Below are 21,564 nucleotides of genomic sequence, written 5' to 3'. Positions count from 1 at the left end.
AGTGACAGTTTTGTTCATTTATTAGGGTACAGATAAAGCATGGAACAATCGACGCCCCGCTCCAAAAGCAAATACCGTCAGGTGATACAGGAAGTGGAAGTCCGCGTCTCGCAAGGTGTCTATCAAGCCGGCGATCGGCTTCCCTCCATCCGTCAGTTGAGTGAGCAACTGGCCGTCAGTAAAAATACGGTGATTCGCGCTTATCAGGAATTGGAGGCGGCTCAGAAAATCGAAGCCCATCCGCGTTCAGGGTACCGGGTTGCCGAACGGACACAGGCTTCATCGGGCACACTGCCCGAACCCGATTTTGTCGATTTGTTATCCATCAGCCGGAAAGTGTTACAGCACACCCTGAACAGTAATCTCTTGCCCATGGGAAGCGCCCACCCCAATACTCACTTTCCGGCGATTACGTCTTTATATGCGGAAATCGGCCGTCAGAGCCGATATCAAACGCAACAGCCCAGCCATTATCTGCTCCCCCGGGTGATGAGCAGTTGAGAAAACAGCTGGTTTCGGTGAATCAGTGGCTAGGGATTTCCGCATTCCCGCATGAGATCCTGATCACCCATGGCGCCCAGCAAGGGATCAGCATGGCCCTTCAGGCACTCACCCGCCCCGGTGATACTGTGGTCATCGATTCACCCTGTTATTTCGGCAATCTCTTACTGCTGGAATCTCTCGGCCTCAAAGCCGTGGAAATTCCCGCCAGCCCGCTGACTGGCATGGATTTAAACCAGCTGGCTCTGGCCCTGAAACAATGGCCGGTGGCCGCAATTTTGATCAATCCAAGCTATAACAATCCGACCGGCTCAGTCATGCCAGCCGAAGCTCGCCAGCAATTGCTCACGTTAACCCAAGACATTCCGATCATTGAGGACGACGTCTTCGGGGATCTGGGTTACGGCGATCGCCCGGCCAGCTTATACAGTCTGGATGACAGCCAGCGTGTTATCTACTGTAATTCATTGTCGAAAACACTCGATTCCCGGCTTCGGATTGGCTGGTTGCTTGCGGGACGGTATCAGTCTCAGATTGAAAAACGGCTGCTTGCCGATAACATGGGCAGCCTGAACCTGATGCAGTCCGCTGTTGCTGAGTTTCTGAAAACCGGCAAATACCGTGCTCATTTACGAAAAGTGCAACGTTATTATCAGCGAAATCAGCGGCAGTTCTGCCATGCGCTGACGACTGCGCTGGATAGCTATCCCTGGCTGCTTGGCCGCTACCACCTTTATCAGCCAGACGGGGGATTTTTATGCTGGCTGTCCCTGCCGGAACACAGCGACAGTGATCAGTTATATCAACAAGCCCACGCCGCTGGGATCAGCCTGCTGCCGGGCAGTATGTTCTGCACACAAAAGCAATATCGCCACTGTCTCCGGTTGAGTTATGCCGCCTTTGAAGACACACCGGACTGGCAACAGGGTATCACTGCACTGGCAGCGATGATTGCCTCACATTTACAACCAATGTCATCGGAATCAACAGGGTTCAGCTAGGCTTAAAACGACCATCCGCTGAGTTGATCACAGCAGTTCATGACAGAGCATGTCTGTCAGCGCACCCCCTTAACATCATGATATCTATGGAAGGAAAAAGATGATTCAGACCCGACTTTTTACGTTTTCCGCTTTGCTATTCTGTGCCGTAGTTACAGCCTCAGCACTGGCACAGCCCATCACCACCGGACGCAGTGAAGGTATGGCTTTTCAGGTCGAAAAAGTCGCAGAGGGATTCCCGGTGCCCTGGGGAATGACTTTTATCGATGACGACAAATTGCTCATTACATTGCGGCAGGGTGAAGCCGTGCTTTTCAATACCCGTAACGGACAAAAGCAAAACGTTTCGGGCTTGCCTGAAGTCTATGCCCGGGGCCAGGGCGGACTGCTTGATGTGCAATTGTCACCGGATCCTCAGGCTGCGGGCTGGCTTTATTTCACTTACAGTAAACCCGTTGGTGACAGCAGTGTGACCACACTCGCACGCGCCCAGTTATCGGGACAGACACTGCAAAACTGGCAGGATTTACTGGTGACCCGCTCCCAAAGTGATACCAGTCGCCATTACGGCAGTCGGATCGCATTTGATGGTCGGGGACATGTGTTTTTCTCTGTTGGCGATCGCGGTCATCGACCAAACGGACAGGATCTCAGCAATCATGCCGCTGCCATCATGCGCTTGAATCTGGATGGTTCAATTCCGAAAGACAACCCGTTTCGGGAACGCTCGGATGCTTCCCACGAAATCTGGAGTTATGGCCACAGAAACCCACAGGGGCTGGCGTTTGACCGAACAACGAACCGCCTCTGGGAAATTGAACACGGCCCCCGGGGTGGCGATGAGATCAATCTGATCCAACCGGGAAAAAACTACGGCTGGCCAGTGACATCCCACGGCAAAGAATACTGGGGGCCACTGGATGTTGGCGAAGCCAAAGAAAAAACCGGTATTGAAACGCCCAAAAAAGTGTATGTCCCATCGATAGCACCCGGCAGCCTGCTGATTTATAACGGCGATGCTTTCCCCGCATGGCGAGGAAATTTATTTTCGGGCGCTCTGGTTTTACAGCACCTGAATCGCATTGGACTGGATGCGCAAGGCAATCCGGTTCAGGAAGAACGGCTGCTGGAGTCCATGAACGAACGCATTCGCTCACTGGCTCAGAGCCGGGAAGGCTGGCTGTACCTGGGGACAGACAGCGGCATGATATACCGGATCCGGCCCCAATAATCCATCAAAGCGGCCAGCCCAGGAAAGAAAGACACATCAATAAAAATGCCCCGGCAAACCGGGGCATTCAGTCTTTCGTATTTCTTAATGATTACAGGTGTTCACCACGACGCAGCGCATCAATGCGTTTGTCCAGTGGCGGGTGTGTCATAAAGAGTTCAGACAGGCTTTTCTTGCCATTGATGCCAAAAGCCATCATCGACCCTTCCAGGTGCGATTCCTGACTGACTTTTAAACGCTCCAGGGCAGCAATCATTTTTTCTTTTCCGACTAAATGTGCTGAACCGGCATCTGCTTTAAACTCACGATGACGGCTGTACCACATGGTAATAATGCTCGCGAGGAAGCCGAACAGCAGTTCCATCACGGTCGAAACAATGAAGTAAGTCATAAAGCTGCCACCGCTTTCCCCTTCTTCATTATTGCTGCTCACGCCACTGACGGCACCCGCAATAATCCGGGAAATGAAGATCACAAAGGTATTCACGACCCCTTGCAGCAGCGTCATGGTGACCATGTCGCCATTCGCAATATGGCTGACTTCATGAGCCAACACAGCTTCTGCTTCTTCCGGTGTCATGCTGTGCAGTAACCCGGTAGAGACTGCGACTAACGAGTCGTCCCGCTTTGCACCCGTCGCAAATGCGTTGATGTCTGGCGAGTCATAAATCGCAACAGTCGGCATGCCGATACCGGCCTGTTGTGCCTGACGCGTAACCGTTTCCATCAGCCAGTATTCGGATTCATTCCGGGGATGCTCGATCACCCTGCCGCCTACAGAACGCAAAGCCATTGATTTCGACATGAAGAGCGAAATCAGAGAGCCACCAAAACCAAACAATGCCGCCATCACCAGCAGGCCACTCAGACTCCCTGGCTGTAAATCTGTCACGGCATATACAATATTGAGCACAATACTGAATACCAGCATGACAGCCAGGTTGGTTGCCAGGAACAAGGCAATTCGTTTCATACCTTTCTTTCTCCAACAAAGGTCAATCCATCCAACGCTTCGACGCCTTAAAACATGCAGTCTCAGCAAGTATTTATAGTATGGTCGTTTAATCATAAAACAAGCGGAAGCGGGAAATTGTTACTTTTCGTAAGTCCAGCCAGTCCTGACCAGACCTGTGAGCTTCATCCAGTTCTTTCCATTGAATCGACTCCTTAGACTTTGGTCGTATTGTTTCTCACCGTGCCATTCACTATTGTCATTGGGTATTGGAATTCACTCAGTAAAGAAAGGAGGCAAGATGGCTGACCACGAGAACTACCAAGTTGCGATTGATATCCTGCGCTGTCATCTTGGCATGACAGCTGAAGAAGCCTGTGCAGAGCTTGGACTGGATCCTTCTGCGACACAATCCGCTGAAGCTATCGACCCACTTTCGCTGCTGAACACGAACTAATTTCCCTTGTATTAAGTGCTAAATCCAAAGCCTCCTAACAGGAGGCTTTGTCATTTCTGCGTCATAATAATGTAAATACAGTTCTCATTCAGATTGATTATGTGATACTAGTCCCAAAAATTATTCTGAACACTGTGCAGGTAAATTATGAAAAAGCTCTATTCGCAAGCATTGGATAGCGCAACAACGCAGAGCAACACGCAGGGAAACGCACGAACACTGCTCATTCCAATCGCAATCTTTATGGCTGTCGCTGTCATTGCTGCAGTGGCCGCTTTCATCATCCAAATCGAGGTGCTGCAATTGAGCGGGAATCTGGGTGAGGACTCACTTGTCGAGTATACGCAGGAAATGTATCTGGCCCTGAGCAGCGCACTTTTTGCAGCCGTTGCTGTGAAGAAGCCAGCACTGCGTGGTTTTGCGGTCCTGGTATCGGCATTCTTTCTGGTGCTCTTGATTCGCGAGCTGGACGGTGTCCTGGATTTGATCAAACACGGTTTCTGGAAAGTCCCCGCGGTTCTGGTGGCTGTTGGCGGTATCGCCTACGCGTACCAACATCCGCAAAGCACTCAGCAACCCCTGCGTCAATACAGCAAACACGCCAGTTTTGGCCTGATGATTGGCGGCATGGCGACCCTGATGGTGTTCTCACGACTGTTCGGGATGGGGGATCTGTGGCAAACCGCAATGCAGGACAATTACGTCCGTGAAGTGAAAAACCTGGCGGAAGAAGGGGTAGAACTCTTGGGTTACAGCCTGATCCTCGCGGCCTCTGCCTGGTACTGTCTGCCAAAGCTTGTCGGTAAGAAACAACAGCAAGCTCAATAATTCACACTGACGATAAAACATGCCATCGAACTGGTGGCATGTTTTATTTTATAGCTGGCCAGAAAATTCCAATGGCAAATAAAACGGGACCCACGGAGGGTTAACGAAGCAAAAGAAAAAAGAAAAAAGAAAAATCCGACATTAAAACACCTGAAAAAAAATATATATCCCATCCATTATCTATTGCAAACGAAAGTTCAAAAATATAGAACGGAGATAATTTCTCCTTATGGAAACGGAATGTGTGCTCGGAACCTCTGCTCTTGCCAATTCAGATTTCTGACTGAAACTAAAATATTCCTTTTTGGAAGGTTTTCCCGGTGCTCACCCTATATTTAAGCATAGTGATTGAGCCCCATCAATCATAATGAAAACTGTACAGTTCATTGTGAAAATGCTCTCTGCATGCATGCGAAAAAGTATTTTAGTGAAACTGTAGATGTAAATAACTGAATGCAATCTCAGTCACACAATAATTCAACACTGAAATATCTGATCTTCTGCCTCACCTCTTCAGCCCGAAATTTAAACTTTGTCATTTTATCAAGATGAATCGGTCAATTAAGGAACCAACACCTCACCACGCAAAGCATTTGCGTGATACCGAGCCCAACAATAAATAATAGATATGGAACAGATGAAATGATGAACAAAGACTACTCACATGCATTGGGCAGCACATTACCTAATAAAACCGCATACGAACTCCTTGTTCCAATGACAATTTTTCTGGCTGTGATGAGTATTTCGGCTATCGCTGCTTTCATTATCCAAATTGAAATCCTTCTATTCAGTGGCAATCTTGGTGAAAATTCTCTCGTCGAGTATTCACAGGAATTATATCTTGTTATCTGTAGTACGCTTTATGCATTTGTTGCAATGAGGAATCCAGAACAAAGTAGTTTTGCGGGATTGATATCGGCATTCTTTTTAGTGCTCTTGATTCGCGAACTGGATGGCGTTTTTGATTTGATCCGACATGGCTTCTGGAAAGTTCCGGCAGTGCTGGTGGCCATTGCTGGTCTTTCCTATGCTTATTACCACCCACAAAGCACCCGGCAGCCTCTTCTTAATTACAGCCAACATGCCAGTTTTGGCCTGATGATTGGTGGTATGGCGACTCTGATGGTATTTTCACGACTATTCGGGATGGGGGAACTGTGGCAAACCGCGATGCAGGACAATTATGTCCGTGAAGCGAAAAACCTGGCGGAAGAAGGGGTAGAATTCCTGGGTTACAGCCTGATCCTCGCGGCCTCTGCCTGGTACTGTCTGCCGAAGCTTATTGGCAAGAAACAACAACAGGCATAGTCATTCACGCTAATCACAAACATGCCGCCGGACTGGCGGCATATTGTTTCATGACATCAGGGCTTTCAGTTGTTCCTGATCAATAAATGCGGTGAGATCCCGTTTACTGATATCCGGCAGATAAGGTATCTCTCCCAGCTTGGGTGCTGGCAGATTCGCTGCCAGATAAGCCAGATTTTCCGCATAACAACTGACCTCCGGATCAACCCGATTCGCAATCCATCCCGCCAGAAACAGTCCATCCCGGACAATGGTTTCCGCGGTCAGCATGGCATGATTCAGGCAGCCCAGTTTCATCCCGACCACCAGAATCACGGGCAGATTCTCTTGTCTGACCCAGTCTGAAAACTTCACTGAATCAGACAAAGGGACCCGCCACCCCCCAGCCCCTTCAACAAAAACTACATCCGATTGCTCCTGCAGACGGTATAACCCACTGGACAATTTATCCGTGCAGATTTCAACACCAGCCTGACTTGCCGCAATATGCGGCGCAATGGGCGGCTCAAAGGTGAAAGGATTCACGGCTTCATAGTGGAGTTCAGGATTTGAGGCAGCCTGCAAAAACAGTGCATCAGAATTCCGCATTCCATAAGCCGTCAGCGTACTGCCGGATGCAACTGGTTTATAACCTGCGGTCCGGAATCCTGCCTGCACACACGCGTCGATCAGGGTTCGGGTCGCCACAGTTTTTCCGGCGTCGGTATCCGTTCCGGTCACAAAGAAAACTTTAGACATTCTTTAATACTCCAAAACAAACCTGGTAAGTTGCTGGTAATTGACCCGTATCATCCCGAAAACTTGCGTAAGCATCCTCAATCCGCTTGAGCGCATTGCGGCCAAACAAACCCTGCCGACGCTGTTGCGACAAATGTGTAGCACCAATCCCTTTCAAATCTTTCATGAGTGCCATCGCACTCGGATAATGCATCACAACAGGCTCAAGCAAGAGGTCAAACTGAGTAAATCCTGCCGCTTTCACTGCACTGAGCAAAGCAGACTGGCTGTCGAATTCGTTCACATGCAGATGTTGGTCGACCGCCTGCCAGGCTTGCTGCAACTCAAATAATGAATCTGCGGCCAGCGTGGTGAACCCAATCCACCCGCCGGGCTTAACGACCCGCCGGAGCTCCTTCAATGGCACACTCAGATCACGGCACCATTGAAGCGCAAGACTGGAAAATGCAGCATCAAACCGCTGATCTTCAAAAGGCAAAGCTTCGGCATCTGCCAACTGAAACACTCCCTGATGCTGGCACCTCAGTTGCGCCTGTTCGAGCATCGGCAATGACAGATCAATGGCTGTCGTCCGGCATTCCAACTGTTGTAATTGCTGGGTGAAATAGCCAGTCCCGCAACCAACATCCAACCAGTGTGTTCCTGTGACGACATCCGGTCGCCGATCCAGCAACAGATGCCCGACCCGGCGTTGAAATGCCGCCGATTGATCGTAACCCGATGCCGCTTTCCCAAAGCTAGCGGCAATGGCCTGTTTCTCGGCAGAGTGAACATTCCATAATTCTGAATCAGTCTGATTCATTGATTTGATTGGCTGCATCCGTTACCTCTTCAAAAGACGCATTCAAACAATGGGCAAGCTGCAAAACCTGCGCTTCGGTGTGACTCGCCGTCAATGTGATTCTCAAGCGCGCCTGATGGACAGGCACAGTGGGCGGGCGAATGGCCGAGACCCAAATGCCCTGTTCCGCCAATGATGCCGACAACGACATAGCCCGTTCACTGTTTCCCAGCAAAATGGGTTTAATCGGGGTTGAAGTGACTTGCAGGCCAATGTCCGGGGCCAGCGTCTCGATCAGCATCTCACCTAAGGTCAGCAATTTTTCCCGTCGCCAATGCTCGGTACGCACCAAATCGACCGCGGTGCACAACGCAAACGCCTGAGCAGGCGGCATTGCCGTGGAATAGATGTAATGCCGGGCAAACTGAATCAGATACTCTGCCACTGCCTGACTGCACAGGACGGCAGCCCCCTGCATGCCGAAGGCTTTACCAAATGTCACCACCAGAAGATCCGGCTGAATACCGGCCTGATCGCAACTGCCGCGCCCAGCTTCACCCAGGACACCACAACCGTGGGCATCATCCACCATCAGCCAGCTTTGCGATGATTCACAAAGGGATGCGATGTCGGCCAAAGGTGCCTGATCCCCATCCATGCTGAACACCCCTTCCGTGACAACAAGCCGGGCCGTATCACTCCCCTCATGTCTGGCCAGCTGTTGCTGCAATGCAGCGACATCATTGTGCGCAAAGCGCTGCATGGTCGCCGGGGACAACATGCCCGCCTCCATCAGTGAAGCATGATTGAGTTTGTCCTGAATCAGGCAATCACCTTTTTGAAGCAACGCAAACAACACGGCCTGATTGGCACTGAATCCGGTACTGAACAATAACGCGCGCTCAAATCCCAGCCATTCCGCCAGCCGGGATTCTAAATTCTGATGCGGACTGTGATGACCGGTCACCAGCGGTGATGCCCCGCTGCCGGCACCATAGGAAGACAACCCTTGCTGCCATGCCTGAATCAGTTCAGGTGACTGCGCCAATCCCAGATAGTCGTTACTGGAAAAGTTCAGCACCGGTTGCTGGCTGTCTGCCAGCCGGACCTCAGACAGCTGTCTGTCCAATGTACGACGCTGACGATACAGACCCTGCACTTCTCGCTGGTGCAGGGCCTGATGCAGGCGCTGTTTAAGAGGCATCGTAGAACAGGTCATCAGCCGACGGACGGGAAGCGACGCGTTGCGCGACCTGGCCCAACAGCTCCTGCTCCTGGATCTCATCTGGTTTCGCCGCCTGTTCCTGACGGTTAATCCCCAGCTTCTTGAACAGTTGCATGTCTTTGTCTTCTTCCGGGTTTGGTGTGGTCAGCAGTTTGCAGCCATAAAACACCGAGTTTGCACCCGCCATGAAACACAAAGTTTGGGTTTCTGCGCTCATGCCTTCACGGCCGGCAGAAAGGCGAACAGCCGACTTCGGCATCATGATTCGGGCCACAGCGATAATCCGGACAAAGTCGAGTGGATCAACATCGTCCACACTCTCGAGCGGGGTGCCCTTCACTTTCACCAGCATATTGATAGGCACACTTTCCGGATGTACCGGCAGGTTCGCCAGTTCCACCAGCAGGCCGGCACGGTCACGGGCACTTTCTCCCATGCCAATGATGCCACCGGAACAAATCTTCATCCCGGCATCACGAACGTGGGATAAGGTATCCAGACGATCCTGGTAAGTCCGGGTGGTGATAATGTTGCCGTAATATTCAGGCGAGGTATCCAGGTTATGGTTGTAATAATCCAGACCCGCATCGGCCAGCGTGTTTGCCTGCTCACCACTGATCATTCCCAGCGTCATACAGGTTTCCAGACCCATGGCTTTCACACCGCGAACCATCTCCAGCAGATAAGGCATATCCCGCTCTTTCGGGTTTTTCCATGCTGCGCCCATACAGAACCGGGTCGCACCGGAGTGTTTCGCTTTTTCAGCCGCATCCAGTACACGCTCGACTTCCATCAGCCGCTCACGATCAACATCGGTCCGGTAATGCGCACTTTGCGGACAATATTTACAGTCTTCCGGACAGGCACCAGTCTTGATCGACAGTAGAGTACTGACCTGCACCTTATTCGCCTCATGATACTGGCGGTGCACTTGCTGTGCTTCAAAGACCAAATCCATGAACGGCTTTTCAAAAAGCGCCTGTACTTCTGCAATGCTCCAATCGTGTCTTACTTCCACGTGTAAACCTCATTCATTGTTCTTATATCCCCGTTGCGCTGTCACGATAACCGCAAGAATTCCACGGGTTTGAATGCTTGCAAGTCTACTTTGAGTCGGTACACTGTCAACCATAAAGAAAACACAAGGTTTACATCTGTGCAAAAAATCACCACAAATAACGAGACCTCCAACCAGTGTAAGGCGCCTGGGGTCGATCTGGACTACGATCGCGAGCATGTCTGGCACCCTTATACCTCCACCATCAACCCCTTACCCTGCTACCCGGTCAGCCATGCGAAAGGCGTGCATCTTTACCTCGAAGATGGTCGTGAGCTGATTGATGGCATGTCATCCTGGTGGTCTGCCATTCATGGCTACCATCATCCGGTGCTGAATCAGGCTGCCAGAGATCAGCTGGATCAGATGTCTCATGTGATGTTCGGAGGGTTAACACACCAGCCTGCGGTGGAGCTGTGCCGTAAACTGATCGACATGAGCCCTGCCCCGCTGCAGCAGGTTTTTCTGGCCGATTCCGGTTCTGTTTCCGTTGAGGTTGCGCTGAAAATGGCGCTGCAATACTGGCATGCCAAAGGAGAACAACGGGCCAAGTTCCTGACGTTACGCCATGGCTATCACGGCGATACCTTTGCAGCAATGTCAGTGACGGATCCGGAGAACTCCATGCACAGCCTGTATCAAGGTTTTCTGCCGGAGCACATCTTCGCAGACTCACCTGAAATTGGGTTTCATGACACGTGGCAGGAAGATGATATTGCAGATTTCAAGGCCAGGATTGCCGCGCACCATCAGGAGCTGGCTGCCGTGATTCTTGAACCCATTGTGCAGGGTGCGGGAGGAATGCGGATTTACCATCCAACTTATTTACGTCGGGTCCGGGAACTGTGCGACGATTATGGCGTACTGCTGATTGTTGATGAGATTGCCACCGGCTTTGGCCGTACCGGCAAACTTTTCGCCTGCGAGCATGCCGGGATCAGCCCGGATATCATGTGTGTAGGCAAAGCCCTTACCGGCGGGTATATGACTCTGGCCGCAACGCTCACCACCAAAACAGTGGCAGATACAGTCTGCAGCGGCGCAGCGGGTTGCTTTATGCATGGTCCTACGTTCATGGGGAACCCCCTTGCGTGCGCCGTTGCGAATGCCAGTTTAGCTTTACTGGCAACCAACGCATGGCAGGATCAGGTGAACCGGATCGAGCAGCAACTCGCCGAACTGCTGCCCGCCCTCACGGAATCCGACAAAGTAAAAGCGGTCCGCTGGCTGGGAGCGATTGGTGTTGTGGAACTGCATGCACCTGTGGACATGGTTAGCATTCAGCAAAGTTTTGTAGACAACGGTGTCTGGATACGCCCGTTTGGCAAACTTATCTATATCATGCCGCCCTTTATCACCACGGATCAGCAGCTTAAAAAACTGGTTTTCGCTATTTTACAATCCTTGCAGTAATATCGAAAAACAGACAAAGCTTCATCTTTGAACAGATATACTCATAAGAAGCGCCAGAGTAGGGTGAATGCCTGCATTTTCGGAGGTCAGATCGTCCAGAAAGGCAGGCAGCCCAGGCAAATATGACGTCAGAAAGGCTGATTCTTATGCAGTTACCTCTTTTCCCACTGCGGCTTTATGTTTTACCGGGTGGTGTCAGTAAACTGCGGATTTTTGAACCCCGCTATACACGCTTGGTGACGCTCGCCATGTCCTCCGGTCACGGTTTCGGCCTGTGCATGAAAGACGGAGATTCTCTCTGCCATTTCGGCACCCGGGCCGAAATCACCGATTTCGAACAACTCCCCGACGGGTTACTGGGCATCACCATCAAAGGTGTAGAAAAGTTTGTCATCAACAATCATTGGCAGGAAAAAGATGGTCTGCGCTTCGGTGAAGTCAGCTCAATCAGAAACTGGGCTGCCAGTACCCCCCGGTTCATCGACAAGCCCATTGCGAGCAGTCTGGAAGCGCTGTTTGATGAGTACCCGGATTATGCGTCGAATTATCCGGACCCGGATTTCACCGACATGGCCTGGGTGTGCCAGCGCTGGCTGGAAATCCTCCCGCTGGAGACCAATCAGAAACAGTGGTTTATGAGCCGGAATGATCACCGTGCTGCGCTGTCCTTTCTGCACAATGTGATTGACGAGGAGCTCAAGCATGACGATCTCTGACCCGGCTTATCCCCGGCCTTCTCGGTTCAGACGCTGATCGACCATGCGCCGGTAAATTGCTGACAAGCCCTGCCGGATGCCCGGGAGCCCCATCAGAAAGGCAACCGGGCGCAACCACCAAATCTGATTGAGCAGCAGGATGTACGCGTCCATTTCGCGATGGACCACGCCTTGCTGGTCCTGCACATGCAGCTCCCGCAAAGCTTTATCCGGATCGATCCCCATAGCTTTCAGCGCTTCGTCTTCACCGGTGATGTCATACCACACCACCAGCTCCGGATGACGTCCCAGCCACGTCTCATACCAGACCCGGTCCCGAACACAAGTGGGACAGGCACCATCATAAAAGACCGTGATCTTCTCTTTCTTCATGCGTGTCAGCCTTCAATTGTTCTTGGGTGTTCTTGGGTGTCCATGGCCACCCAAAGAGGTCTGTTTACTTTAAGTCTGGCTGATCCTGACAGAAACCGCTGTCAGGATCATGTCGTTTGGAGGGATGGAACGCTGCAAAAATCAGCCTTCTTCCAGCAGTTTCAGCAGTAAAGTTCCGTCGTACATCGCCTGCTTCACCAACGCTGCCGCTGGCATGGTTGCCTGCGTATAAAAGCTGGTTTCTTCAATCTGCAGATCCTGGTTGTAAACCGGGAGTGACTGCGCCTTCACGCAAGACAAAATGGCCGGATACAGCACCTTCTTGGCCTGATTCAGCTCACCCCCAATCAGTACTTTTTCCGGCGTGAACAGATTCACCATAATGGCAATCGCCCGGCCAAGGTGATGCCCGAGCTCAGTGATCACACGGTGCGCCAGCGGATCGCCCTGCAATGCTGCTTCGCAGATCGTTTCAATGGTCAGGTCCTGGCCGTAAAGCGAGGATGCCTCGCCCAGACTCAGGCCTTTTTTCACCTGCTCCCGAACCGCCTGAAGACTGGCAACGGTTTCCAGACACCCCCGGTTGCCGCAATGACAGGGCAATCCATCCGGCTGAATCTGAATATGGCCCAATTCGCCGATATTCCCGATTCGTCCCTGTAGCACCTGATTATCCAGAATGATCCCAGCCCCGACCCCATGATGCACAGACACCAGGATGGAATTGGCCACATCTTTTGCGTTGCCAAACAACTGCTCGGCCAGTGCCCAGGAACGGGTATCGTTACCGATAAATACAGGCAGGCCGGTTGCCTTGTGAATCGCGGGCCCCAAGGGCATGTCTTTCACTTCGTAGTGCGGCATTTGCAGCACCATGCCTTTCTCAGAGTTCACCAGCCCCGGCAACGAAACCGCAATCGCCGTGATCCGATCCAGCAATTTGGCATGACGGGCAAAGAAGGTGTCAATTTCGGTGAGCAGTTTGTTCAGCACCTCATCCTGCTTGCGTTCCAGAATGTCCTGCCGTTCTTCAAACAGGATATCGCCCCCCTGCTCATGCAGTGCAATCGTCAGATATCCACGACCCAGCCGGATCCCAAGAAACTGCCAGCCATCATTATCCGGAACCAGACCAATCGCCGGTCGTCCCCGACTGCCGGACTCAAGAATTTCAGCTTCTTTGATTAAATGGCCTTCGAACAGCTCCCGGGTAATCTTGGTGATACTGGCTGGTGCCAGCTGGCTCTTTTTCGATAGCTCGATCCGGGAGATCGGGCCATACTGATCAATAAGTTTGTAGACGCTCCCGGCATTGTTCCGTTTGATGTGATCGATGTGACCGGGTTGAGCGACGTACATGCGCGAACTTCCTCTGTCTGATTATAAATACGCAAGGCACTGAATTTTTTTACAGTGCGAAGTAATTGTGAAGCGACTTATCCCAATGCCGTGAACCCAATCACCAACTTTCAGCAATTTCACCGGCAATGTGTATACATGTCGGAGCGCCACTCAGTGCACTTCATGTGAAATCACAGCAATAGAGACAATCCCATCGGGTTCTGACATAATACGCGCCCTTCAGCGTTCCGGGTAACAAAACACCCGCGACCCCGTGAAAATTGTCAGATGTTTTGAGGTCAGCCGTGTACAAAATCAATGAAATCTTTGAAACCATTCAAGGGGAAGGTGTTTTCACAGGTGTACCGGCTATCTTTGTTCGCTTGCAGATTTGCCCGGTCGGCTGCGCCTGGTGCGACACCAAGCAAACCTGGAGTGCAGAACCTCAGGATGAAGTGAACATTCAGGCCATGATGGACAAACGTGGTGATTCCCCCACCTGGACATCGCTGGATGCTCAGGGCATCGTTCAACTACTGCTGGATCAGGGATATACGGCTCGTCATGTGGTGATCACTGGCGGAGAGCCCTGTCTGTACGATCTGCGCCCGCTCACGACCTTGCTGGAAGCCCATGGTTTCCGCTGCCAGATTGAAACCAGCGGCACCTACGAAGTCCTTGCGACTCCGCAAACCTGGGTCACCGTTTCTCCGAAAATTAACATGAAAGGCAAACTGCCTGTCCTGCCAATCGCGCTGGAACGTGCCAATGAGATCAAACATCCGGTCGGTACCCAAAAAGATATCGATCAGCTGGATGCGCTTCTGGATGGCATCCCACTCCGGTCAGATGTCACCATTGCCCTGCAACCGATCAGTCAGAAAACCCGGGCCACCGAGCTGTGTATTGAAACCTGTATTGCCCGGAACTGGCGACTGTCGATTCAAACCCACAAATACCTGTCCATCGCCTGACACTGACCCGCAATTTCTGCGCGTTCTGGCCATGCCGGCAAGCGTTGTCTTAATTCTCAGACCGTGTCTCAGCCTGTGAGACACGGTGTCTGGTTTTACATTTCCCTCCCCGCCACTTACCTATACTCACCCCAAACACCGAAACCAATCTTGCGTTTCGAATAAAAGTACAGTTTTGATCGTTCAGGGGAAAATCTATGCGTGCCTATCTGATGATGGGGCTCAGCCTGATTTTGGCGGGTCTGCTTTCTGCGTGTGGTGGGGGTGATGGTGAGAGCGGGATTCAGCCCGCCGATCTGCCTCTGGCGAAAACCAGGTTCACTGTGACCGTCGACTTACCGGCCGGACTCATGACAGCACAACAGCGCAACAGCTGGCAATTGATCAGCAAAGCCTACGCAGCCACAACAACTCTCACTCAAGATAACTTTGCCATCATTTTCCTGAATGCACAGGGCAAAGCCATGGGACAAGGTGAAATCACCAACTTCCAGCAAACCGATGGAAACTACATCATTGAGGCACGCAGCCCACTGTTATTGCAGGGGGTGCTGGTGCTGAACCTTGAGGAACCACCGCAATTTTCCATTGGGGATGAACTGCCGACCAACCTGCTGATGACGCCGCTGACCGATACAGAAATCGCTTTGTCTCTGAAAACCACGCTGGCGTACCGGGCACTCATCAAACGCGTTGTCCGGGACGGCAACTGGGGCATCTTCATCGAAACCGTGAGTGAACCCGCCAATATTGATGTCCGGGATGCTGGAGACTTTATCAACGAACTGGCCGATGAACTGGCCGTCACACTGATTCCGAAGCTGGGCCTCAATGGGGTCAGCCTGAGCAATCTGATGTCTCTGACCGTCGTCAATGACATTCTTGAAGGTATCATGACCCGCAAATACACCGAGCTGACCGCGCAGAAAGATCAGATTCAAACGGTGTTCAATGCAGGCTTCTGGCGGTTACGCAGCCAGCGTTCTCTGACAGGCAGCACACTGGAAGCGGATATGATGGACTTTAACAGCCCGGATACTGCAACCAATGAAACCCGGCAAATCGACTGGCGCTGGCACAAAAACGGCGACAGTGAGATCAGCCTGGCCGAAGAATTTCGCTATCTCAGCGAGCAGGGACTGGTTCAGTTCGATCAGAAAGAGAATGCCATTCAAGGGAAAATCCTGACCTCAGGCGGCTGGAAAGATTTGTATGATTACTTTCAGGTGCTGATCTCTTCCAGCAGCACCGCCATCATGACTGATGCAGGACTGGCAGAAAGTGACAGCCGGAACATTACCATGCGCGTCAACAGCTATCCGTTATCCGGCCAGCGCATGCATGATTTTCTGACCACCAAAGAAAACCACTTTATGACCCGCTATGTGCCCGATGACGCCACATTTGCAGAAGGTTCAACCGGCTATTACTTCACCTGGAATCCGGAAACCACCCGGATGCTGCTGTGCAGCACCGATGTCAACGGCGATGAGTGTTCCGTCTCGCCCCGAGACAACCCGGGTGTGCCTTACACCACGCTGGAGGATCTGGTTTCTGTGGCAGGTTCAGGCAGTATTGAGCAAGTGAATGGCTATCATCTGACCGACAATGTGGTGCTGGAGTTTGTCTTCAATAACACGCATCAGGTGAACTATTGGGTGAATATCGGTGGGGATGACTGGGTTGTCGTTGAAGATGGCCTCTGGTCGCCGGTCACCACTCAGGGAATACAGATGTTCCAGTTCACGGTCCCTGACGTGATCAAACAACTCGCGAACCATTATCCGTTCGACACGCCGTATCTGTTTCTGGTCGTTGATCAAGGTGCCGTCCATCAGGGACAGGCCGTGCTGAAAGACAGTGATTTCCACTTTGCCGGATTTAACAATGCCGCCAAAGAGCAGATTTATGCCGTCGCTTCCCGCGATAACCTGCCGCCATTCGGAGATTGTGACTTTGGCGACACCACCCCGGCCACAGAAGATCAATTCCTGAACGCCGTGACCGAATGTGGCGGCGATGAAACCTTCACAACCGACAGTGTAAATGCACTTGCCGATCAGCACCTGGTGCAGATTTCGACCGAGCTGGGCGAGCTGGAAGCTGTCATTCTGCGCAGTGACAAAACTTGGGACTATTATCTCAATACTGTGTTACAACCCGGCTCAGACAACCGTGAATGGGCACTGGATGAACTTGGCTTCCTGCGGCTCACCGAGGACAGACACAACACTTTCAGTGATTACGCGCTCTGGGCCGTGACCCACAAGAAATATGACGCCCGTCCGCTCTGGGCAATCAAAACCTTCAGTCAGACGGATTTAGGGGGCGCCAATCAAACAGAAATCAGCCACCTGATGACCAAGGAATATGCGCCGGACACGCTGGTCGCCTGCACAACCAGTGATTCGGGCTGGAACAGCAGTACACAGATGCCAGCGACCGCAAGAACCAAAACCGAATTCGACAATCAATCCACCAGCTGTATTGTGAGCTGGGAAGGGCGCACCCCGCGATTCACCCAAAACATGCTGGCTGGAATGGCACTGACGTTTGCCGGGGATTCGTCCCGTCATCTGGTGCTGAACCCACAGGCGGACACACAAGCGGGGTTCAACACGGGCCGCTACACCGATGCAGACGGTTGTGGCTTCGATATTCCAATTCGCTGGAAACTCGAAGCAGACGGCACCCTGTATTACGAAAATGCCATGGCACAGTCGGAAATCGATGCAGTGTTCAGTAACGGTGCCAAACGATTCCCGACCGGAGATTTCCAGGAATGGATCAAAGTCTCGGACACAGACGGACTCAAGCTGACCATCAAAGGTTTCAACCACTTCACGCGCTGGGAAAGTGCCAGCCCGGCCCTGAGTACAACTCAAGGGGAAATGTGGAGCGATATCGTCACACTGATCCCGGCTGCCAGTGCCCCATCTGTGTCGGTACAAAGCCCGACCGATGCACCACAACCCGGCAGTCCATTCCCGGGCACCGTATTACGAGACGGACTGAGCTGTAATCTCACCCCGCCCCCCACCACGCCATAAACACATCCATCCGGCAGCCTCACCGCTGCCGGATTCTTTCTCAGCCCCGCTTCTGATTACTAATTCAGCACAAAAGCCGACACAATGTGATTATTTCCCACCGGAGCACGTATCAAAGCTTGATGCCTGAGACGAGACAGGTAATATTGCTGCTTTGGACTGTAAATTAAGCACAGCACTCAGTCGTGCCTCAACGGAGAATCATTACATCATGACTTACGCGCCTGTATCAGACGTACTGAGCGGAAAAATCGCGGTTGACAGTGAAGTTACTGTTCGCGGTTGGATCCGTTCACGTCGGGATTCCAAAGCCGGAATCTCTTTCCTTGCCATCTATGACGGCTCTTGTTTCGACCCGATTCAGGCCGTGGTCCCGAATGAACTGAATAATTATCAGGAAGAAGTTCTGAAACTGACGACTGGTTGTTCCGTTGAAGTGACCGGCAAGGTGGTTGAATCTCCGGCCCAAGGTCAGGATTTCGAGCTGGCCGCAACGGCTGTCAACGTCGTTGGCTGGGTTGATGATCCGGATACCTACCCGATGGCAAAAACACGTCATTCCATCGAATACTTACGTGAAGTAGCACACCTGCGTCCGCGGACCAACGTGATTGGTGCCGTTGCCCGTGTGCGGAACTGTCTGTCTCAGGCCATTCACCGTTTCTACCATGAGCAGGGTTTCTTCTGGACTTCTGCCCCGCTGATCACTGCGGCAGACGCAGAAGGTGCCGGTGAAATGTTCCGCGTTTCCACGCTGGATCTGGAAAACCTGCCACGCACCGATGATGGTAAAGTTGATTTCAACGAAGACTTCTTCGGAAAAGAAACATTCCTGACCGTGTCTGGTCAGCTGAACGCTGAAGCATACGCTTGTGCACTAAGCAAAGTGTACACCTTTGGTCCGACGTTCCGTGCTGAGAATTCCAACACCAGCCGTCACCTGGCCGAATTCTGGATGGTGGAACCAGAAGTTGCCTTTGCAGATCTGAATGACGTTGCCAAACTGGCGGAAGACATGCTGAAGTATGTGTTCAAAGCTGTTCTGGCTGAGCGTCGCGATGATCTGGAATTTTTCGCGCAGCGCATCAATAAAGAAGCCATTACCCGTCTGGAGCAATTTGTCGATTCTGACTTTGCACAGGTCGATTACACCGATGCCATCGACATCCTGCAAGCCTCTGGCCGCTCATTCGAATTTGATGTTGAATGGGGCATTGACCTGTCCTCCGAGCACGAGCGCTATCTGGCGGAAGAACACTTCAAAGCACCAGTGATTGTGAAGAACTATCCGAAAGACATCAAAGCATTCTACATGCGCCTGAATGAAGACGGCCGCACTGTTGCTGCGATGGATGTTCTGGCACCGGGCATTGGTGAAATTATCGGTGGGGCACAGCGTGAAGAGCGTCTGGACGTTCTGGACGAGCGTATGCGTGCCATGAACATCGAACCGGCAGACATGGACTGGTACCGCGACCTGCGCCGCTACGGCACTGTACCACACGCAGGTTTTGGTCTGGGCTTCGAGCGCCTGGTGTCTTACGTTACCGGTATGGCAAACGTTCGTGACGTGATCCCATTCCCACGTACGCCACGCTCAGCAAACTTCTGATTTTCAGAAGCCAGAACAAAGCGACTCAAGCCCTGCTCACCGCAGGGCTTTTTGATCTCATCCCTCTAGCCAGCACCATTCAAACAACTTAGTTTCATTTAAAACTAAATATCCGGCAAAAAAGGACGCCATTTCCTTACAGTTTTTGTGCGTATTGCGACACTCAAGCGGCAGCAGATTCATGGAAGACGAGAACAATTCTTAGTTGATGAGCGCAGAAAATATCTATAGAGACTGATCATAATCACTAATTTTAGCTTTGCTTACTTTTTCTCGGGACATTTACTTATTCTTTGAAGCATTTCAAATCTCCGGTATTTCCAATAGGTCCATCAATTACTGTCATCTAGAGTTGGGACAGACGTGTCATAAAACAAAAAAGCAGCCCACTGCTTCTCTGCGTTCTATTTAAAACGCACTCTGAATATACGTTTCGACGAGGGATAACTCATGCGTAAAAACCGCCAGGTGACCGATCGCGAGGTCGTCCTTGATCATCATGCTCAGCTCGTGACAACTACGGATTTACAAGGTGTGATCACTTATGCCAACGATGAATTTGTAGATATCAGCGGTTACAGCTTTGATGAACTTGTAGGCCAGCACCATAACATCATTCGCCATCCGGATATGCCAAGAGCCGCATTCGGAGACTTATGGAGCCACTTAAAATCTGAAAAGCCCTGGCGGGGTATTGTAAAAAATCGCTGTAAAGATGGCAGTTATTACTGGGTGGATGCTTATGTCACCCCGTTATATGAAAACAACAAAGTGTGTGGTTATCAATCTGTTCGCCGGAAACCAACCTCAGACATGATTGAAACTGCCGCACATATTTACCAGCAATTGAATCAAAATAAAAACCCATATGGCTTCCATCTTTCCAGTTGGAGTAAATTAGGGCTGACCGCCCTTCTTACTGCAATGACTGTTGGCTTATTAAACTATTTTATTCCCGAATATGATTTCCTTTCCGCTGCGTTGCCATTTGCATTCATTGCGATCCTTTGCCGGGGTGAATTATTTGCAGTACCCCGTTTTTTTCAGCAGCTATCTGACAATTACGATGCGCTGACCCGTATCATCTACAGTGGTAACGGACCAGCTTCCATCGCAGACTTCCATTTAAAACTGGATGACGCCCGGCTAAAAACAGTGCTGGGTCGGATTGACGATGCCGCAACGACCATTAAAGGTGTCACAGACGAGCTGACTGACATTACGATCACCACTCGTGACTCGATTTCCAATCAGGATCAGGACACACAACACATTGCAACCGCCATCACCCAGATGTCTGCTGTCGCAACCGAAATCGCCCAGAATACCCAACTGACCACCGAGAAAGTCCTTACCGCACAGCAAAAATGCGCAGACACCACCAAAGTGCTGGGACAGACACAGAACAATATTAACGACTTAGCCCGTGACACGGAAAATGCCGCACAAACAGCACAGTCGCTGGTGAAGGTTTCCGAGCAAATTGAAACCATGATGCTGGAAATCCAGGGCATTGCCGAGCAAACTAATTTGCTGGCGCTGAATGCTGCCATTGAAGCTGCCCGCGCCGGAGAACAAGGCCGGGGATTTGCAGTGGTCGCAGATGAAGTTCGCGCATTGTCGCAACGCACCCATGGGGCGACCGAAAATATCCAGGCCAGTATCGTCAATATCAGTGCGACGCTGAACCAGTGGCAATCCACCTCAGCAGAGAGCATCGAAAAAACGCATCAATGTGTCGCCCATACCAATGAGACAGCCGCCAGTATTATGGAAGTGGTTGCCATGGTCGACGAAATTGCGGAAATCTCGACCCAGATCGCCGCTGCCGCCGAGGAGCAAGGCACAGTCGCCCAGGAGATCAGCAGCAATGTGCATCAGATTTCGACCTCTTCATCGAACAACCTGACCATGATGAGCCGCATGGAAGAAGCTGCAACAAAAATGCGAGCAAAAGTTGCTTCACTGGAAGGACTGAGTAAATCATTCGGTTAAACCCATATC

At 51.5% G+C, this 21,564-nt stretch carries 17 protein-coding genes and 1 pseudogene; 11 read left to right on the top strand and 7 right to left on the bottom strand.

Annotated features, from left to right (window positions below):
• Positions 1 to 39: 39 nt before the first annotated feature.
• Together KDD30_RS05105 and KDD30_RS05100 are read left to right on the top strand one after the other, a co-directional pair.
• Positions 40 to 1,502, top strand: a pseudogene (locus KDD30_RS05105) (PLP-dependent aminotransferase family protein).
• A gap of 100 nt (positions 1,503 to 1,602) precedes the next feature.
• The gene (locus KDD30_RS05100) at positions 1,603 to 2,733 is read left to right on the top strand and encodes a PQQ-dependent sugar dehydrogenase (protein ID WP_211647736.1); all 1,131 of its coding nucleotides are present in this window, start codon (positions 1,603 to 1,605) and stop codon (positions 2,731 to 2,733) included.
• Between the two features lie 91 nt (positions 2,734 to 2,824).
• Here the strand turns inward: KDD30_RS05100 and htpX are convergent, their stop codons facing one another.
• Positions 2,825 to 3,706 carry a protease HtpX gene (gene htpX, locus KDD30_RS05095; RefSeq protein ID WP_211647734.1) on the bottom strand — a complete coding sequence of 294 codons (882 nt, stop codon included), beginning with the start codon at positions 3,704 to 3,706 and terminating at the stop codon, positions 2,825 to 2,827.
• Positions 3,707 to 3,986: 280 nt separating this feature from the next.
• Between htpX and KDD30_RS05090 the strand changes: the two genes are divergently transcribed.
• The 3 genes from KDD30_RS05090 to KDD30_RS05080 all read left to right on the top strand — a co-directional run bounded on the left by KDD30_RS05090 (position 3,987) and on the right by KDD30_RS05080 (position 6,281).
• Complete coding sequence (locus KDD30_RS05090; protein ID WP_211647733.1) at positions 3,987 to 4,142, top strand: hypothetical protein; 156 nt, start codon at positions 3,987 to 3,989, stop codon at positions 4,140 to 4,142.
• Between the two features lie 147 nt (positions 4,143 to 4,289).
• On the top strand, positions 4,290 to 4,970 hold the full coding sequence (locus KDD30_RS05085; RefSeq protein WP_211647731.1) for a hypothetical protein: 681 nt from the start codon (positions 4,290 to 4,292) through the stop codon (positions 4,968 to 4,970).
• 642 nt (positions 4,971 to 5,612) lie between these two features.
• Complete coding sequence (locus KDD30_RS05080; RefSeq protein WP_211647729.1) at positions 5,613 to 6,281, top strand: hypothetical protein; 669 nt, start codon at positions 5,613 to 5,615, stop codon at positions 6,279 to 6,281.
• A gap of 48 nt (positions 6,282 to 6,329) precedes the next feature.
• On the opposite strand, the gene bioD is transcribed toward KDD30_RS05080, so the two are convergent.
• Genes bioD through bioB form a run of 4 tightly spaced genes read right to left on the bottom strand, consistent with a single transcriptional unit; the run spans position 6,330 to position 10,043 of the window.
• Positions 6,330 to 7,019: a dethiobiotin synthase gene (gene bioD / locus KDD30_RS05075; protein WP_211647727.1), complete on the bottom strand. Its 690-nt coding sequence runs from the start codon at positions 7,017 to 7,019 to the stop codon at positions 6,330 to 6,332.
• Positions 7,012 to 7,839 carry a malonyl-ACP O-methyltransferase BioC gene (gene bioC / locus KDD30_RS05070; RefSeq protein WP_249199202.1) on the bottom strand — a complete coding sequence of 276 codons (828 nt, stop codon included), beginning with the start codon at positions 7,837 to 7,839 and terminating at the stop codon, positions 7,012 to 7,014. The genes bioD and bioC overlap by 8 nt, the downstream gene beginning before the upstream one ends.
• Positions 7,808 to 9,004, bottom strand: coding sequence for an 8-amino-7-oxononanoate synthase (gene bioF, locus KDD30_RS05065; protein WP_211647725.1), 1,197 nt, complete (start codon positions 9,002 to 9,004; stop codon positions 7,808 to 7,810). Before bioF ends, bioC begins: the two co-directional genes overlap by 32 nt.
• The gene (gene bioB / locus KDD30_RS05060; RefSeq protein WP_211647723.1) at positions 8,994 to 10,043 is read right to left on the bottom strand and encodes a biotin synthase BioB; all 1,050 of its coding nucleotides are present in this window, start codon (positions 10,041 to 10,043) and stop codon (positions 8,994 to 8,996) included. The genes bioF and bioB overlap by 11 nt, the downstream gene beginning before the upstream one ends.
• Positions 10,044 to 10,190: 147 nt before the next feature.
• Between bioB and bioA the strand changes: the two genes are divergently transcribed.
• Together bioA and KDD30_RS05050 are read left to right on the top strand one after the other, a co-directional pair.
• Positions 10,191 to 11,495 carry an adenosylmethionine--8-amino-7-oxononanoate transaminase gene (gene bioA / locus KDD30_RS05055; protein WP_211649573.1) on the top strand — a complete coding sequence of 435 codons (1,305 nt, stop codon included), beginning with the start codon at positions 10,191 to 10,193 and terminating at the stop codon, positions 11,493 to 11,495.
• Positions 11,496 to 11,641: 146 nt separating this feature from the next.
• The gene (locus KDD30_RS05050; RefSeq protein WP_211647721.1) at positions 11,642 to 12,211 is read left to right on the top strand and encodes an LON peptidase substrate-binding domain-containing protein; all 570 of its coding nucleotides are present in this window, start codon (positions 11,642 to 11,644) and stop codon (positions 12,209 to 12,211) included.
• A 6-nt stretch (positions 12,212 to 12,217) separates the two neighbouring features.
• Here the strand turns inward: KDD30_RS05050 and KDD30_RS05045 are convergent, their stop codons facing one another.
• Positions 12,218 to 12,583: a thiol-disulfide oxidoreductase DCC family protein gene (locus KDD30_RS05045; RefSeq protein WP_211647715.1), complete on the bottom strand. Its 366-nt coding sequence runs from the start codon at positions 12,581 to 12,583 to the stop codon at positions 12,218 to 12,220.
• A gap of 141 nt (positions 12,584 to 12,724) precedes the next feature.
• Complete coding sequence (locus KDD30_RS05040) at positions 12,725 to 13,942, bottom strand: ROK family protein (protein ID WP_211647713.1); 1,218 nt, start codon at positions 13,940 to 13,942, stop codon at positions 12,725 to 12,727.
• A gap of 287 nt (positions 13,943 to 14,229) precedes the next feature.
• Here KDD30_RS05040 and queE point away from each other — a divergent pair, with 287 nt between their 5' ends.
• The 4 genes from queE (at position 14,230) to KDD30_RS05020 (ending at position 21,555) form a co-directional block, all read left to right on the top strand.
• Positions 14,230 to 14,898 (top strand): 7-carboxy-7-deazaguanine synthase QueE, encoded by a 669-nt coding sequence (queE, locus tag KDD30_RS05035; RefSeq protein WP_249199200.1) that lies wholly within the window; start codon positions 14,230 to 14,232, stop codon positions 14,896 to 14,898.
• A 197-nt stretch (positions 14,899 to 15,095) separates the two neighbouring features.
• Entirely contained in the window at positions 15,096 to 17,948 is a 2,853-nt protein-coding gene (locus KDD30_RS05030) for a hypothetical protein (protein ID WP_211647711.1), read from the top strand.
• Positions 17,949 to 18,159: 211 nt separating this feature from the next.
• Positions 18,160 to 19,560, top strand: a complete 1,401-nt coding sequence (gene asnS / locus KDD30_RS05025; protein ID WP_211649569.1) for an asparagine--tRNA ligase — start codon at positions 18,160 to 18,162, stop codon at positions 19,558 to 19,560.
• A 450-nt stretch (positions 19,561 to 20,010) separates the two neighbouring features.
• Positions 20,011 to 21,555: a PAS domain-containing methyl-accepting chemotaxis protein gene (locus KDD30_RS05020; RefSeq protein WP_211647709.1), complete on the top strand. Its 1,545-nt coding sequence runs from the start codon at positions 20,011 to 20,013 to the stop codon at positions 21,553 to 21,555.
• Positions 21,556 to 21,564: the final 9 nt, after the last annotated feature.

It is taken from the genome of Photobacterium sp. GJ3 (assembly GCF_018199995.1).
GTDB lineage: Bacteria > Pseudomonadota > Gammaproteobacteria > Enterobacterales > Vibrionaceae > Photobacterium.
This window is presented reverse-complemented; position numbering and strand designations above follow the sequence as displayed.